The 14,557-nt window shown below is 66.6% G+C and carries 10 protein-coding genes and 1 pseudogene; 8 read left to right on the plus strand and 3 right to left on the minus strand.

What is annotated here, in order from left to right; all coding sequences use genetic code 11:
- Nucleotides 1-84 precede the first annotated feature (84 nt).
- The 3 genes and pseudogenes from mgtA to O6P39_RS12020 form a co-directional block, all read left to right on the plus strand.
- Nucleotides 85-2,796, plus strand: a pseudogene (gene mgtA / locus O6P39_RS12010) (magnesium-translocating P-type ATPase); the annotation flags it as partial.
- A gap of 235 nt (nt 2,797-3,031) precedes the next feature.
- Nucleotides 3,032-3,490 (plus strand): (2Fe-2S)-binding protein, encoded by a 459-nt coding sequence (locus tag O6P39_RS12015; protein WP_275611544.1) that lies wholly within the window; start codon nt 3,032-3,034, stop codon nt 3,488-3,490.
- Nucleotides 3,491-3,501: 11 nt separating this feature from the next.
- The gene (locus O6P39_RS12020; RefSeq protein ID WP_275611545.1) at nt 3,502-5,748 is read left to right on the plus strand and encodes a xanthine dehydrogenase family protein molybdopterin-binding subunit; all 2,247 of its coding nucleotides are present in this window, start codon (nt 3,502-3,504) and stop codon (nt 5,746-5,748) included.
- A 50-nt stretch (nt 5,749-5,798) separates the two neighbouring features.
- On the opposite strand, the gene O6P39_RS12025 is transcribed toward O6P39_RS12020, so the two are convergent.
- Nucleotides 5,799-6,845, minus strand: coding sequence for an AraC family transcriptional regulator (locus O6P39_RS12025; protein WP_275611546.1), 1,047 nt, complete (start codon nt 6,843-6,845; stop codon nt 5,799-5,801).
- A gap of 123 nt (nt 6,846-6,968) precedes the next feature.
- Here O6P39_RS12025 and O6P39_RS12030 point away from each other — a divergent pair, with 123 nt between their 5' ends.
- Complete coding sequence (locus O6P39_RS12030; protein WP_275611547.1) at nt 6,969-8,732, plus strand: amidohydrolase; 1,764 nt, start codon at nt 6,969-6,971, stop codon at nt 8,730-8,732.
- On the plus strand, nt 8,729-9,646 hold the full coding sequence (locus tag O6P39_RS12035) for a GTP-binding protein (RefSeq protein ID WP_275611548.1): 918 nt from the start codon (nt 8,729-8,731) through the stop codon (nt 9,644-9,646). Before O6P39_RS12030 ends, O6P39_RS12035 begins: the two co-directional genes overlap by 4 nt.
- A gap of 549 nt (nt 9,647-10,195) precedes the next feature.
- Here O6P39_RS12035 and O6P39_RS12040 read toward each other — a convergent pair.
- Together O6P39_RS12040 and lpdA are read right to left on the minus strand one after the other, a co-directional pair.
- On the minus strand, nt 10,196-10,465 hold the full coding sequence (locus O6P39_RS12040) for a hypothetical protein (protein ID WP_275611549.1): 270 nt from the start codon (nt 10,463-10,465) through the stop codon (nt 10,196-10,198).
- 245 nt (nt 10,466-10,710) lie between these two features.
- A complete protein-coding gene (lpdA, locus tag O6P39_RS12045) occupies nt 10,711-12,111 on the minus strand; it encodes a dihydrolipoyl dehydrogenase (protein ID WP_275611550.1) in 1,401 nt (466 codons plus the stop codon).
- Between the two features lie 210 nt (nt 12,112-12,321).
- Between lpdA and O6P39_RS12050 the strand changes: the two genes are divergently transcribed.
- The 3 genes from O6P39_RS12050 (at nt 12,322) to O6P39_RS12060 (ending at nt 14,555) form a co-directional block, all read left to right on the plus strand.
- A complete protein-coding gene (locus O6P39_RS12050) occupies nt 12,322-13,443 on the plus strand; it encodes a M14-type cytosolic carboxypeptidase (RefSeq protein ID WP_275611551.1) in 1,122 nt (373 codons plus the stop codon).
- Between the two features lie 257 nt (nt 13,444-13,700).
- Nucleotides 13,701-13,859 carry a hypothetical protein gene (locus O6P39_RS12055; RefSeq protein ID WP_275611552.1) on the plus strand — a complete coding sequence of 53 codons (159 nt, stop codon included), beginning with the start codon at nt 13,701-13,703 and terminating at the stop codon, nt 13,857-13,859.
- 273 nt (nt 13,860-14,132) lie between these two features.
- Complete coding sequence (locus O6P39_RS12060; RefSeq protein ID WP_275611553.1) at nt 14,133-14,555, plus strand: nuclear transport factor 2 family protein; 423 nt, start codon at nt 14,133-14,135, stop codon at nt 14,553-14,555.
- Nucleotides 14,556-14,557 lie beyond the last annotated feature (2 nt).

The following is a 14,557-nucleotide window of genomic DNA, read 5'->3' on the forward strand; positions in this document are numbered from 1 at the left end:
CTGCCGCCAGCCTTCATTGCGCCTTAAGAAAGGCTCTACAGACTTCCTGTGCCGTCGATTTTCCGACGGTTACGGGGAGTCAACATGCGCCTGGACCACCTCAGGACCCACCTGCTCGAATTCATCAACAAGGGCTTTCCGGCCCGTCAGTTGCGCCGTCTGGCTGCACGCGACCTGTTGCGCGGGGCTGCGGCGGGACGGCGGGCGCCCGCGCCGCTGGCCGGAGCCTTGCTGGAGTGGTCGGTGCTGGAACCCCAGGACGCGCTCGATCGCCTGGACAGCCGCCGCGAAGGACTCAGCGAGTCGGAGGCGCAAGAGCGACTCGTACGCTTGGGGCCGAACGAGGTGGAACAGGACCGCCCGATCGGTGCCTGGCTGCACCTCTGGTACTGCTACTGCAATCCCTTCAACCTGCTGCTGAGCCTGCTGGCAGCGATCTCCTGGGTGACCGAGGACGCCGAGGCCGCCGTGGTGATCGGCAGCATGGTGGGGATTTCCACGTTGCTGCGCTTCGTCCAGGAGAAGCGCTCGAACCGCGCCGCCGAGCGCCTCAAGGCGATGGTCAGCAACACCGCCACGGTGTTCCGCAGCCCCGATGGCGAAGGGCCGTCGAGCCGGGTTGAGGTGCCGATTCGCCAACTGGTGCCTGGCGATGTGCTGTGGCTCTCGGCTGGCGACATGGTGCCGGCGGACGTGCGCCTGCTCAGCGCCAAGGACCTGTTCGTCGGCCAGGCGGCGCTGACCGGTGAATCGCTGCCGGTGGAGAAGTTCGCCCAGCTGCGCGACGCCCGTCAGGGCAACCCGCTGGAGCGCGACAACCTCTGCTTCATGGGCACCAACGTCATCAGTGGTTCGGCGCAGGCCGTGGTGGTTGGCACCGGCGCACGGACCTATTTCGGCTCGCTGGCCGAGCGGGTGATCGCGACGGACCCGGCGCCCACCGCCTTCCAGGCTGGGGTGAACAAGGTCAGCTGGCTGCTGATCCGCTTCATGCTGGTGATGGCGCCGCTGGTGCTGCTGATCAATGGTTTCACCAAGGGTGACTGGCTGGAGGCAGCGCTGTTCGCGTTGTCCATCGCGGTTGGCCTGACCCCGGAAATGCTCCCGATGATCGTCACGTCGACCCTGGCCAAGGGCGCGGTGGCGCTGAGCCGGCGCAAGGTGATCGTCAAGCGCCTGGACGCCATCCAGAACTTCGGGGCGATGGACATCCTCTGCACCGACAAGACCGGCACCCTGACCCAGGACCGCATCGTGCTGGAGCGCCATACCGACGCCTTTGGCCAGGCCCAGGACCGCGTCCTGCAACTGGCCTTCCTCAACAGCCACCACCAGACCGGGCTGAAGAACCTGCTGGACGTGGCCGTGCTGGAGCACGTCGAGTTGCGCCATGCGTTGCGGGTGGACAGCCGCTACCGCAAGATCGACGAGATTCCCTTCGACTTCGCCCGCCGGCGCATGTCGGTGGTGGTCCGCGAGCCGGACGACCGCCACCTGCTGATCTGCAAGGGCGCACTGGAAGAGGTGCTGGACGTCTGCGTTTCGGTGGAGGCCGGCGACACCGTGGTGCCGCTGGACGGCGAGCACCTGGCGAGCATTCGCGCGGTGGCCGAGGGGCTCAACCAGGAAGGTCTGCGAGTGGTCGCGGTGGCGACCCGCGAACTGCCGCCGGAGCGCGAAGGCTATGGCGTGGCCGACGAGGCGCGGCTGTGTCTGGCCGGCTACATCGCCTTCCTCGATCCGCCGAAGGAAACCACCGCCCCGGCGTTGCGCGCGCTAGCGGAAAACGGCGTGGCGGTGAAGGTGCTGACTGGCGACAACGAGCGGGTCACCCTGAAGGTCTGCCGCGACGTCGGTCTGCCGGTGCAGGGCGTGCTCCTCGGCCCGCAGCTGGACAGCCTCGATGACCCGACGCTGGGCGAGCGGGCCGAGCGCACCACGCTGTTCGCCAAGCTCACCCCAGGCCACAAGGAGCGGCTGGTGCGCGTGCTGCGCGAGCGCGGGCACGTGGTGGGCTTCCTCGGCGATGGCATCAACGACGCCCCGGCGCTGCGCACCGCGGACATCGGCATTTCGGTGGACTCTGCGGTGGACATCGCCAAGGAAGCCGCCGACCTGATCCTGCTGGAAAAGAGCCTGCTGGTGCTGGAAGAAGGGGTGATCGAAGGCCGCCGTACCTTCGCCAACATGCTCAAGTACATCCGCATGACCGCCAGTTCCAATTTCGGCAATGTGTTCAGCGTGCTGGTGGCCAGCGCCTTCATTCCCTTCCTTCCGATGCTGCCGTTGCAGCTGTTGGTGCAGAACCTGCTGTACGACCTGTCGCAGATCGCCATTCCCTTCGACCACGTCGATGACGAGCAGCTGCGCAGCCCGCAGCAATGGAATCCCGGCGGGCTGGGGCGCTTCATGGTGTTCTTCGGGCCGATCAGTTCGCTGTTCGACATTGCCACCTTCCTGGTCCTGTGGTTCGCCCTGGGCGCCAATGCGCCGCAGCACCAGGCGCTGTTCCAATCCGGCTGGTTCGTCGAGGGGCTGATCTCGCAGCTGCTGGTGGTGCACATGATCCGCACCCGGCGCATTCCGTTCCTGCAGAGCCGCGCGGCCTGGCCGCTGCTGGGCATGACCCTGGCGCTGGTTGCCGTGGCGATCTTCCTGCCCATGGGGCCGCTGGCCCATTCGTTCCACATGCAGGCGCTGCCGCTGGCGTACTGGCCGTGGCTGGCGGGCATCCTGGCGGGATACATGGTGCTGACCCAGGCGGTGAAGGGCCGGTTTGCGCGCCGCTATGGCTGGGATCGCAGCGAGCGACCGCGTCCACGGGCATCGATGGCGCTGGGCGAGGGCGCGGAGGCCTGAGTCGAACGCCGGCAGTTTCAGGCAAGTCTGCGCAGGACCAGGCAAACCGCTCGGCGCTTTCTTCGCGTATCGTCGCGGCGCGTGCCGGGCATAGCGCCTAGGCTGAATCGATCCGTGCCGGAACCTGCGGGTTCTGGCCGCCCCATCACCCGAGGAAGAGGTGAACTCGCAGATGATTACCGTGAACCTGAACGGCAAGGACCATGAATTCGACGCGCCCGGCGAGATGCCGCTGCTCTGGGCCCTGCGCGACATCGCCGGGCTGACCGGCACCAAGTACGGCTGCGGCATGGCGCTGTGCGGCGCCTGCACGGTGCACATCGACGGCCAGCCGACCCGCTCCTGCGTCACGCCGCTGGCGGCGGTGGCGGGCAAGAAGGTCACCACCATCGAGGCGGTGAACGAGCAGCCCGCCGGCAAGGCCGTCCAGGACGCCTGGCGGCGGCTGGACGTGGTGCAGTGCGGTTACTGCCAGTCCGGGCAGATCATGTCCGCCACCGCGCTCCTTGCCTCCAACAAGGCGCCCAGCGATGCCGACATCGACACGGCCATGAGCGGCAACATCTGCCGCTGCGCCACCTACGCGCGGATTCGCGCGGCCATCCACGACGCCGCCAAGACCCTGGCCTGAGGAGCTTCGACATGCGCGATACCCGCATCGATCAGGAAGAGGCGCAGCAGCGCGGCATCTTCAATCTCAGCCGCCGGCATTTCCTCCGGGGCGCCGGTGGCCTGGCTCTGGGCATCTACTTCGCGCCGCTGCTCGCGCGCATGGGCGAGGCGCAGGCGGCCGGTGATTTCGAACCCAACGCCTTCGTGCGCATCGCCCCCGACGGCACGGTGACGGTGATCGCCAAGCACGTGGAAATGGGGCAGGGCAGCTATACGGGCCTCGCCACGCTGGTGGCCGAGGAACTGGATGCCGACTGGGCCCATGTGCGCGTGGAAGGCGCGCCGGCCGATGCCAAGCGCTACGCCAACCTGGCCTTCGGCAATCTGCAGGGCACCGGCGGCAGTACCGCCACCGCCAACTCCTTCGAGCAGATGCGCAAGGCCGGCGCCAGCGCGCGCGCCATGCTGGTGGCCGCCGCCGCCGAGCAATGGAAGGTGCCCGCCGCTCAGATCGAAGTGCATGACGGCGTGGTGACCCACGCCGCTTCCGGACACAAGGCCGGCTTCGGCGAACTGGCCGAGGCGGCGGCCAAGCAGCCGGTGCCCGCCGAAGTGAAGCTGAAGGACCCGAAGGACTTCAAGCTGATCGGCCAGGCGAAGCTGGCGCGCATCGACAGCAGCGGCAAGACCGATGGCTCGGCGGTGTTCACCCAGGACATCCACCTGCCGGACATGCTGGTGGCCGTGGTCGCCCACCCGCCACGCTTCGGCGGGGTACCGGCCAAGGTTGACTCGACCAAGGCCAAGGCGGTGCCCGGCGTGGTCGCGGTGGTGCAGTTCCCCGGCAGCGACAGGCGCTTCGCCGGTGTGGCCGTGCTGGCCAAGAACACCTGGGCCGCCCGCCAGGGTCGTGATGCCTTGCAGGTCGAGTGGGACGAGAGCAAGGCGTTCAAGATGGGCAGCAAGGAAATCTTCGCCCAGTACCGCGAGATGGCCGGCAAGCCCGGTTTGGTGGCGCGCAACGTGGGCGATGTCGACAAGGCCCTGAAGCAGCCGGCCAAGCTCATCGAGGCGGAGTACGAGTTCCCGTTCCTGGCCCACGCGGCGATGGAACCGTTGAACTGCGTGGTTCAGCTCAAGGATGACGGTGGCTGCCAGATCTGGAATGGCGAGCAGTGGCAGACCGCCGACCAGGCGGCGGTGGCGCAGTTGCTGGGCGTCAAGCCGGAGCAGGTGTCGATCACCCAGCTGTACGCTGGCGGCAGCTTCGGCCGGCGCGCCAATCCGCATTCGGACTACGTGCTGGAGGCTGCGGCGATCGCCAAGGCCGCCCATGAGCAGGGCATCAAGGCGCCGGTGAAGATGGTCTGGACCCGCGAGGACGATACCCGTGGCGGCTATTACCGCCCGGCGTTCCTGCACCGCGCACGGCTGGCGGTGGATGCTTCGGGCAACCTCGTGGGCTGGGAGCAGCGCCTGGTCGGCCAGTCCTTCATCCTCGGCACGCCGTTCGAGAAGATCATGGTCAAGGATGGCATCGACAAGATCGCCGTGGAGGGCGCGGACGACCTACCCTATGCGGTGCCCAACCTGCGCGTCGAGCAGGCGCTGGCCGAGAACGTCACGGTGCCGACCCAGTGGTGGCGCTCCGTGGGGCATACCCATACGGCGTTCTCCACCGAGACGCTGGTGGACGAGGCCGCCATCGCTGCTGGCAAGGACCCCTACGAGTTCCGCCACGCCCTGCTCAAGGACTATCCCCGCCATCGCGGCGTACTGGAGCTGGCGGCGCAGCGGGCCAACTGGAAGGCGCCGCTGGCGAAGGGCGCCGAGGGCGAGCAGCGCGGCCGGGGCATCGCCGTGCACGAGTCGTTCGGCAGCTTCGTGGCCCAGGTGGTGGAGGTGACGGTCAAGGCAGACCACAGCTTCAAGGTGGACCGCGTGGTCTGCGCGGTGGACTGCGGCCTGGCGATCAACCCGGACGTGATCACGGCGCAGATGGAAGGCGGCATCGGCTTCGCCCTGTCGGCGGCGCTGCACAGCGCCATCACCCTGACGGACGGGAAGGTCGACCAGTCCAACTTCCACGACTTCCAGGTCCTGCGCATCAACGAGATGCCGGTGGTGGAGGTGCACATCGTGCCGTCCGCGGTACCGCCGACCGGGGTTGGCGAGCCCGGCGTGCCGCCGCTGGCGCCGGCGCTGGCCAACGCGCTGTTCGCCGCCACCGGCAAGCGCATCCGCACCTTGCCGATCGGCAATCAGTTACAGGCGTGATGCACCGGATCGCCTCTCTCCCGTGAGACGGAGAGGGGCGGCTCCACAGCCTACGCCTCGCGCTTCCCACCCTCGGCGCGAAACCGCTCCGGCGTCGTTCCGGTGTAGCGCTGGAATGCCCGGTGGAAGCTGGTCACATGCTCGTAGCCGAGCAGGAAGGCGATCTCCTGCAAGGCCATGCGGCTGGCCAGCAGGTAGCGCTGGGCCAGCGCCATGCGCACCTCCAGCACGATGCCCTTGAAGGTCAGCCCATCCGCGCGCAACCGCCGTTGCAGCGTGTAGGGCGGCATGCGCAGCCAGGCGGCGGTCTGTTCCAGGTCGGGCAGGGGGATGCGGGCGTTCTGCAGCAGATAGAAACGCACGTCGTCCGGCAGTGTCTGGCCGCGCTCGAAGCTGGCCAGGGTCGCCGCGCCCTGGGCCTGGCACAGGCGCGTCACCGTCGGGTTGGCGGTGGAAAAGGGGCGGTCGTGGAATTCCCGGGGAATCCACAGTTCCGCCTGGGCGGCGTTGAACCGGCACTGCCCGGGGAACAGCTCCTGGTAGACCTTCGCATGGGCCGGCGGCGGGTAGGGTAGGTGGACCTGCATGCCGGTGCAGTCTTCCAGCTCCGGCAAGCGCTGACACAGCCAGCGCCAGGTGCTGCTCAGCCATTCCTCGCACAGCGCGTTGCGCTCCACCTCGCTGAACGGCGGCAGTTGCAGGGTCAGGCGGATGTGGCTGGCGTCTTCGTCGCGCTGGGTGTGGATCGGGTGCGGCATCAGGCTGGACGGCTGGCCGAGGGATATGTCCCAGGAACGCCTTAGGTTGGCCGCGCTGATCAGCGCATAGCCGATCACGCCCAGGTCGTAGAGGTTGTAGCGCTGGCCGAGGCGCAGGAAGAAGTCGCTGGAACCCAGCAGCCCGGCGGCCTGTTGCAGCAGGCGGTAATAGCGGGCGAAGTTCATCTCGGCGGCGGCCGCTTCACCGCCTGGCGGCAGCCCCAGGCCGCCGAGCAGCGGTGCCAGCGCCGGCAGGGCGGGGCGCGCCTGCCATTCTTCAAGGAAGTGACGGAACAGCTGGCGGGCGGCGTAATCGATGTCGAAGGACGCGGTGGGCATGGCGGCGTTCTGGTCGGCTAAGAGATTGTCATCTTGTGCTAGCGAGTTGTCATCTTATGCTAGTCGAGCGGTAAAAGCCGAGCCCTATACTGCGCCTACGGACAAGAACTACAAGGGCTTCCCATGACCGCTCCGGACCGCTTCCGCTCCTCCAATTCCCCCACCGACCGCTTCGCCGAACTGCTGCTGCACAACGGCCGCTTCTACACCCTCGACCCCGCCCAGCCCTGGGCCGAGGCGGTGGCCATCCGCGATGGCCGCCTGCTGGCGGTGGGGCGTCGCGAGGAGATGGAACACCTGGTCGGCCCGGATACCCTGGTGCGCGATCTGGACGGCGCCTTCTGCATGCCCGGCCTGCACGACATGCACACCCACCCGGACCTCGCCCTGGCGCCGCGCTACGCCGACGACCTCGACGTCGGCATCGAGGACCCGACCCCGGAGCAGCTGGCCAAGGCCATCCGCGACTACGCCGCCAGCCACCCCGGCGACGGCTGGATCTACGGCCAGTACTGGGTCCGCTACACCTTCCGCGAGGCGGGGCTGAAGCCAGGCCGCGAGTGGCTCGACAGCATCATGCCGGACCGCCCGGTGGCGCTGCTCGACCGCATGTGGGGCACCATGATGGTCAACTCCCGCGCGCTGGAGCTGGCCGGCATCGACGCCGACACGCCCGATCCGCGCAATGGCTACCTGGAGCGCGACGAGCTCACCGGCGAGCCCAAGGGCCTGATGATCGACGGCGCCTACGCGCTGATCCACGCCGCCATGCCGCCGACCCCGGCCAAGGTGTTGCGCCAGTCTTACCGCGACGGCGTGCACTTCCAGAGCTCCCGTGGCGTCACCGCAGCCAAGTATGTGCACGTCTGCGAGAACCGCCTGGACGCCCTCAAGCACCTGGACGACGCCGGGCAACTGACCCTGCGCGTGGAAGCGGCGATCAGCTGGCAGGACGACATCTTCCCGGTGCGCCGGCGCTGGGAACTGCTCAGCGGCGAGCGTCACTACTACCGCAGCGCGCGGCTGTCGGCGAACGCGGTGAAGTTCCACTTCGACGGCACCGTGGAGCCGCGCTCTTCCTTCCTGATTACGCCTTGGCCAGGTGAAGACGGGCCGGGCGGGAACGCCTGGCGCGGCAAGCTCAACCTGACCCCCGAGCACATCACCGACATGGTGGTGGACATGGACCGTCGCGGCATCCGCGTCATCGCCCACTGCACCGGCGATGCAGCGTCCGACGTGTTCCTCGATGCGGTGGCCGAGGCGCGTCGGCGCAACGGCTTCAGCGGCGTGCGCCACCAGTGCGCGCACAGCACCATCCTGCATCCGGGCAACCTCAGGCGCTTCCGCGAACTGGACGTGATCGCCGAGTTCTCCCCGGCGGCCTGGTACCCGACGCCCTTCGCCAGCGGCGCGCGCTCCGGTTATGGCCCGGACCGCCTCAAGCGCATCTACGACTTCAAGGGCGTACTGGCCGCCGGCGGCATCGCGGTGTTCGGCACCGACTGGCCGGTGGCGTCCATCGACCCCTGGCTGGCGCTGGAAACCCTGGTCACCCGGCAGAACCCCTGGAACGACGACCCGGCCTGCTTCGGCGAGCCGATCAGCCTGGAGCAGGCGATCCGCGTGGCGACCCTCAATGGCGCCTACGCCATGGGCCTGGAGCACCTGACCGGCAGCCTGGAGGCGGGCAAGTCGGCGGACTTCATCGTGCTCGACCGCGACCTGTTCGCGGCGCCTGCGCGCAACTACATCCACCGCACCGAGGTGCAACTGACCTTCGTCGAAGGGCGCCCGGTGTACGACCGTCTCGGCCAGTTCAGCGACACCCCGCTGGAAGCCGTATGGAAGGGCGAGCCGCCACGCATCGAAGGCGTCAACGCATGAGTGCGGCGAGCATTCCGGTGACGGTGGTCGCCGGCTTTCTCGGAGCCGGCAAGACCACGCTGCTGCGCAACCTGCTGGAGCGCTGCGAGGGCCGGCGGCTGGCGGTGATCGTCAACGATTTCGGCGAGCTGAACATCGACGCCGGGATGATCGCCGAGCAGACCGAGGCGGTGTACAGCCTGGAGAACGGCTGCATCTGCTGCAGCGTGCAGGATGACCTGCTGGCGCAGCTGGAGCGCCTGGCGAACATGAACCCGCCGCTGGAGCAGGTGGTGATCGAATGCAGCGGCGTGTCCGATCCGCAGCGCATCGTGCAGACCCTGGGTTATCCCAAACTGCGCAAGCGCCTGCATCTGGACGCGGTGCTCACGGTGGTCGACGCCGCCCGCCGCGAACCGCTGGAAGGCGAGTACGCCCGGCTGGAACGCATGCAGGCTGCCGCCGCCGATCTGCTGCTGCTGAACAAGTGCGACCTGCTGGATGCCGAAACGCTGGCGGCGCAACGCGAGCGCTTCGGCCGTGGCGCTCGGGTGCTGGAGACCATCCAGGCGCAGATTCCCGATGAATTGCTGCTGGGCGAACCGTCGCGCAAGCTGCGTCCGCACGGGCAGGAGGGTGTCGATCACGGCGACCTGTTCGAAAGCTGGAACTGGCAGGGCGACGCGACCTTCGATGGTGCGCGGCTGAAGCACTGGCTGGAGACGCTGCCGCGCGGGCTGTTGCGGCTCAAGGGGTTGGTGCGCCTGGCCGGGCAGGATGGGGCGCTGTGGCTGCAGTACGTGGGCGGCCGCTACCAGTTCCGGCCGGCGACCGACGTAGAGGCAGCGCAAGGCTCGCGATTGGTATTCATCGCGGAGAAAGGCGGGCAACTGCGCGCTGAGCTTGAGACCGGACTGCGAAATTGCTTTTTGTAGGAGCAACTGTCTTCACTCCCGTAGGGCGTACAACCGTTCGCGGTTGTACGCCTCTGTCCCGTACTCATTGTCGGCATATGGCTGAATTCGGAGTACCGTAACGCGGCAGCTCCGTGACCAGCCCCGGAGCGTTCGGGAGCCAAGGTCAAACGGCGTATAACGTCGAACGTTATACGCCCTATGCGCACGGGCCCTTCGTAGGAGCGACTGTCTTTCTCTGAAAGTTCGTGCCTGGGATTTCCCTCTCCCTAACCCTGGCTGCGCGCCCCGCTCCGAAGGGAGAGGGGACCGTATGTTGCAGGTTGAAACCACCGTGTCAGCCGGTACGGATAGCTCCCTCTCCCTTCAGGGAGAGGGCGGGGGAGAGGGCGCGCGCCAGCACAGAATTATCCAAGTAGGAGCGGACCTTGTCCGCGAAGCGCCCAGCTCCAGAACCATCAGGAGAACGTTCGCGAGCAAGAACCCGGTGTCTTTTCGTTCCTGCAAAGTCTGCGCGGAAATGAAAAAGCCCGGCTTATGGCCGGGCTTTTTTACGGGCTGCACCTGGAATCAAGCAGGCATGTGCCACTCTTGCAGGCGGTAGCCTTCGCGGTTCAGCTCATCGCGGGCCTGGACCAGCAGGTCCTCGAGCTGTTCCGGGTCGGAATAGGCGGAGCTGGGGATGCGGGTGAGCCCCAGCAGACGGGTGCCGGTCCGGTCGATGACGGACAGGTCGAGGCTGCCGTCGCCCCCCTGATAAACCCAGGTCACGCACTGGAAGGGTTGGAAGGCTCGTCCGGTGATCAGCAGAGCCTCGTTGAAACGAAGGGTCGCATTCATGGTGTGATCTCTCTGCGCGGTAATCCATTGCGAAGATGGCGATGGCGGTCCATCCACCATCGTGTTCGTTCACGCAATTGATGTTTTCAGAAGCGAAGAAAGTCACAGCCCATGTCGCGTTCGTACACAAAGTAGTCGCAAATTAATCCGAATGGTTCGCTGCAGGCCCCGTCAGCCGGGGCCTGCAGCGACATGCGGGGTGCGCCACCGCGCCGCACGCACCGTTCGTCAGAGGCGACGGGAGGTCAGGCCTGCATGGCCCAGCCGTCCACGTTCATCGCCGCCTGGCGCAGCGCTTCGGAACGGGTCGGGTGCGGGTGGCAGGTACGCGCGATGTCCTCGGCGGCGCCGCGGAACTCCATGGCCACGCAGTATTCCGCGATCATGTCGCCGACGTTCGGGCCGATCATGTGCACGCCGAGGATCTCGTCGCTGCGCTCGTCCGCCAGCACCTTCACGAAGCCTTCGGTCTCGTGGTTGATCTTCGCCCGGCTGTTGGCGGTGAAGGGGAACTTGCCCACCTTGTAGGCGCGCCCCTCGGCCTTGAGCTGCTCCTCGGTCTTGCCCACGGTGGCCACTTCCGGGTGGGTGTAGATCACGCTGGGGATCACGTCGTAGTTCACTTCCCCGGCCTTGCCGGCGATCAGCTCGACGCAGGCGATGGCCTCGTCCTCGGCCTTGTGCGCCAGCATCGGGCCGGAGGTCACGTCGCCGATCACCCAGATGCCCGGCACGCTGCTGCGGTGCTCGTGATTCTCCAGCATGCCGCGCTTGTCGGTGGCGAGTCCCACGCTTTCCAGCCCAAGCCCCTGGGTATAGGGACGGCGGCCGATGGCGAGCAGAACGTAATCCGCCTGGATCGACTCAGCCGTGCCTCCAGCGGCCGGCTCCACGCTCAGGGTCACCTGCTTGCCGCTGACCTTGGCCTGGGTGACTTTCGAACCCAGCTTGAAGCTCATGCCTTGCTTGGTCAGCGTGCGCTGGAAGGTTTTGGCGGTTTCCAGGTCCATGCCGGGGCAGATGCGGTCCAGGTACTCGATCACCGTGACTTCCGCACCCAGGCGGCGCCACACCGAACCCAGTTCCAGGCCGATCACCCCGGCGCCGATCACCACCAGGTGCTTGGGCACTTCGGGGATCGACAGCGCGCCAGTGGAATCGAGGATGCGCTGGTTGTCGACTTCCACGCCCGGCAACGGGGAGGGCTCCGAGCCGGTGGCGATGATGATGTCCTTGGCGGTCAGGGTGCTCTTGCTGCCGTCGGCGGCGGTTACTTCCACCTTGCCCGGCCCGTCGATGCGACCCCAGCCCTTGACCCAGTCCACCTTGTTCTTGCGGAACAGGAACTCCACGCCCTTGGTCAGCGCGGCAACGCTCTCGGCCTTCTGTTTCATCATTTGCGCGAGGTCCAGCTTGGGCTTGACCTGGATGCCGAGGTTGGCGAATTCACCGCCGGCCGCTGCCTCGAACAGCTCAGAGGCGTGCAACAGCGCCTTGGACGGCATGCAGCCGACGTTCAGGCAGGTGCCGCCGAGGGTCTCGCGGCCCTCTACGCAGGCGACCTTCATACCCAGCTGGCCGGCGCGGATAGCGGCGTTGTAGCCGCCGGGGCCGCCGCCGATGACGATCACATCGTAAGTGCTCATGCAGTGCTCTCCGGGATGGAAAAAGAGGTCAATCGAGGTTAGCCCGTGCTCGTGGGATCACCAGCGCAGGGCTCTGGAATAGCGTTACTCAATTTATATTTCGACCATAATATATTGGTTCGTGCAAGTCACCCGCACATGACAGGCGCGACGGGGAGGGCGAGAATGCAGGGCTTTGGCGCTTCCGTTTCGTGCGCCTACGGAGAATTCATGAAAATCGACTGTGATTTCGACAGCGGCAACATCCAGGTCATCGACGACAGCGACCCGCGCCACGTGCGCCTGGCGCTGCGCCCGGATACCCGGAGCCCGCACTTCCAGTGGTTCCACTTCAAGGCCGAGGGCCTTGAGCCCGGCCAGCAGTACCAGTTCAGCCTGAGCAACGCCCCCGGCTCCAGCTACACCGGCGGCTGGCCGGGCTATAACGCCGTGGCGTCCTACGACCAGCGCGACTGGTTCCGCGTACCCAGCACCTACGACTCCAACGGCCTGCACTTCAGCCTCGACGCCGAGCAGCCCCAGGCCTGGTTCGCCTACTTCGAGCCCTACAGCCGAGAGCGCCACGCCGAACTGGTGAAGCGCGCCCAGGCCAACGGCGCCGAGCTGCTCGCCACCGGCCACAGCCTGGAAGGCCGCGAACTGCCGCTGCTGCGTATCGGCAAGGGCGTGGCGGGCGCCCGCAAGATCTGGCTGATCGCCCAGCAACATCCCGGCGAGCACATGGCCGAGTGGTTCATGGAAGGCCTGATCGAGCGTCTGCAATCCGGCGATGCCGATATCCAGCACCTGCTGGAGCACGCCGATTTCTACCTGGTGCCGAACATGAACCCCGACGGCGCCTTCCACGGCCACCTGCGCACCAACGCCGCCGGCAAGGACCTCAACCGCGCCTGGGCCGCGCCCAGCGCCGAGGAAAGCCCGGAAGTGCTGTTCGTGCAGGAGCAGATGGCGAAGTACGGCGTCGATCTGTTCCTCGACATCCACGGCGACGAGGAAATCCCCTTCGTGTTCGCCGCCGGCTGCGAAGGCAACCCGGAGTTCACCCCGCGCCTGGACCGCCTGGAAAGCCTGTTCCGCGAACGCCTGGAAGCCAACGGCGAATTCCAGAGCGTGCACGGCTATCCCAAGGACGCGCCGGGAAAGGCCAACCTGACCCTGGCCTGCAACCACGTCGGCCGCACCTATGACTGCCTGTCGCTGACCCTGGAAATGCCGTTCAAGGACCACAACCTGTCGCCCAACGCACGCACCGGCTGGAACGGCGCTCGCTCCAAGGCGCTTGCCGGCGCGGTGCTGACCACCGTCGCCAGCCTGCTCGACGAGTTGCGCTGAGATAGAGGGCGCCCATTGGGCGCCTGTCACGGGCATGGCCCGCTCCTGCGCGACTGCCTGTGGCCGCCGGTAGGATGGTGTGGAGCGAAGCGATACCCATCAGTTTCCATGTGAATTCGCTGATGGGTATCGCAAGCTCCACCCATCCTACAGGCCCCCCGAACTGACCGTTCGATCAATCCGCCCTCGAAATTCGTTGAATCTTCCGACGCAGCTGCTAGTCCAAAGGTTGAGGCATTCGCACGAAGGAGGTGCGTATGAATCGACAACGGAAGCTGTTAACCCCGCAGGAGATCGAAGACCTGCAGGAGCGCATGGACGCCATGGAAGAACTGGACTTCAGAGAGCGCCGTGAAGTGCGCAAGAACCGCTCGGGCGAACACAGGCCTCGCACCTACGCAGGCGCGGTGGCCTGATCAACAGGGCCCCAGGGCCCATCCTCACTGGCGCAAGCCATTCGGGAAACACGGCAGGGCCGATCCGGCGCCACTCGCCGGACCGGCCTCCGTGATCTGATTTCCCGGCCATCCCCCCCCAACTCATTCGGAACGCCGCTCGCGGTCCTTCGCTGCGCCCATGCATTGGCGAAAATCTATGAGATGAAAATATCGAATTGAGATATTTGTTTTGCAATGAGATAAAAATCTCATTAGCGTCATTTCATCGCCCAACCTCCGGAGGGTCCGACCATGGCGCTGCCGCGAGAAGAAATGGATCGCAGGATCGACGAACACTTCCGCTTCGAAGCTGACGACAATGTCGACGGCGTGCTGGCCACCCTGGCCGGTGACGTCGAACACGACATCGTCGGCCATCCCGGCGGCCCCACGTATGGGCGCGAGGCGGCCCGGCCGTTCTACGAAGGCCTGTTCGCCGACCTCGCCGAAGGCCATGTGGAAACCCTGCGTCGGCTCTACGGCGAGAACTTCGTGGTCGACGAATCGTTCTGGAGCGGTCGCGCAGCGGGTCGTCCCTTCGGACTCGAGGGGCTGGGGAGGGCGTTGCACTTCCGCCTGCTGCATGTCGTCGAATTCGCCGATTCAGGGGCGATCCAGCGCGAAAACGTATGGGTCGACCTGGGCGCCATCCAGCGCCAATTACCCCAGGAGTGATG

Origin of the sequence: Pseudomonas sp. PSE14, from assembly GCF_029203285.1 — a bacterium.
GTDB lineage: Bacteria > Pseudomonadota > Gammaproteobacteria > Pseudomonadales > Pseudomonadaceae > Pseudomonas.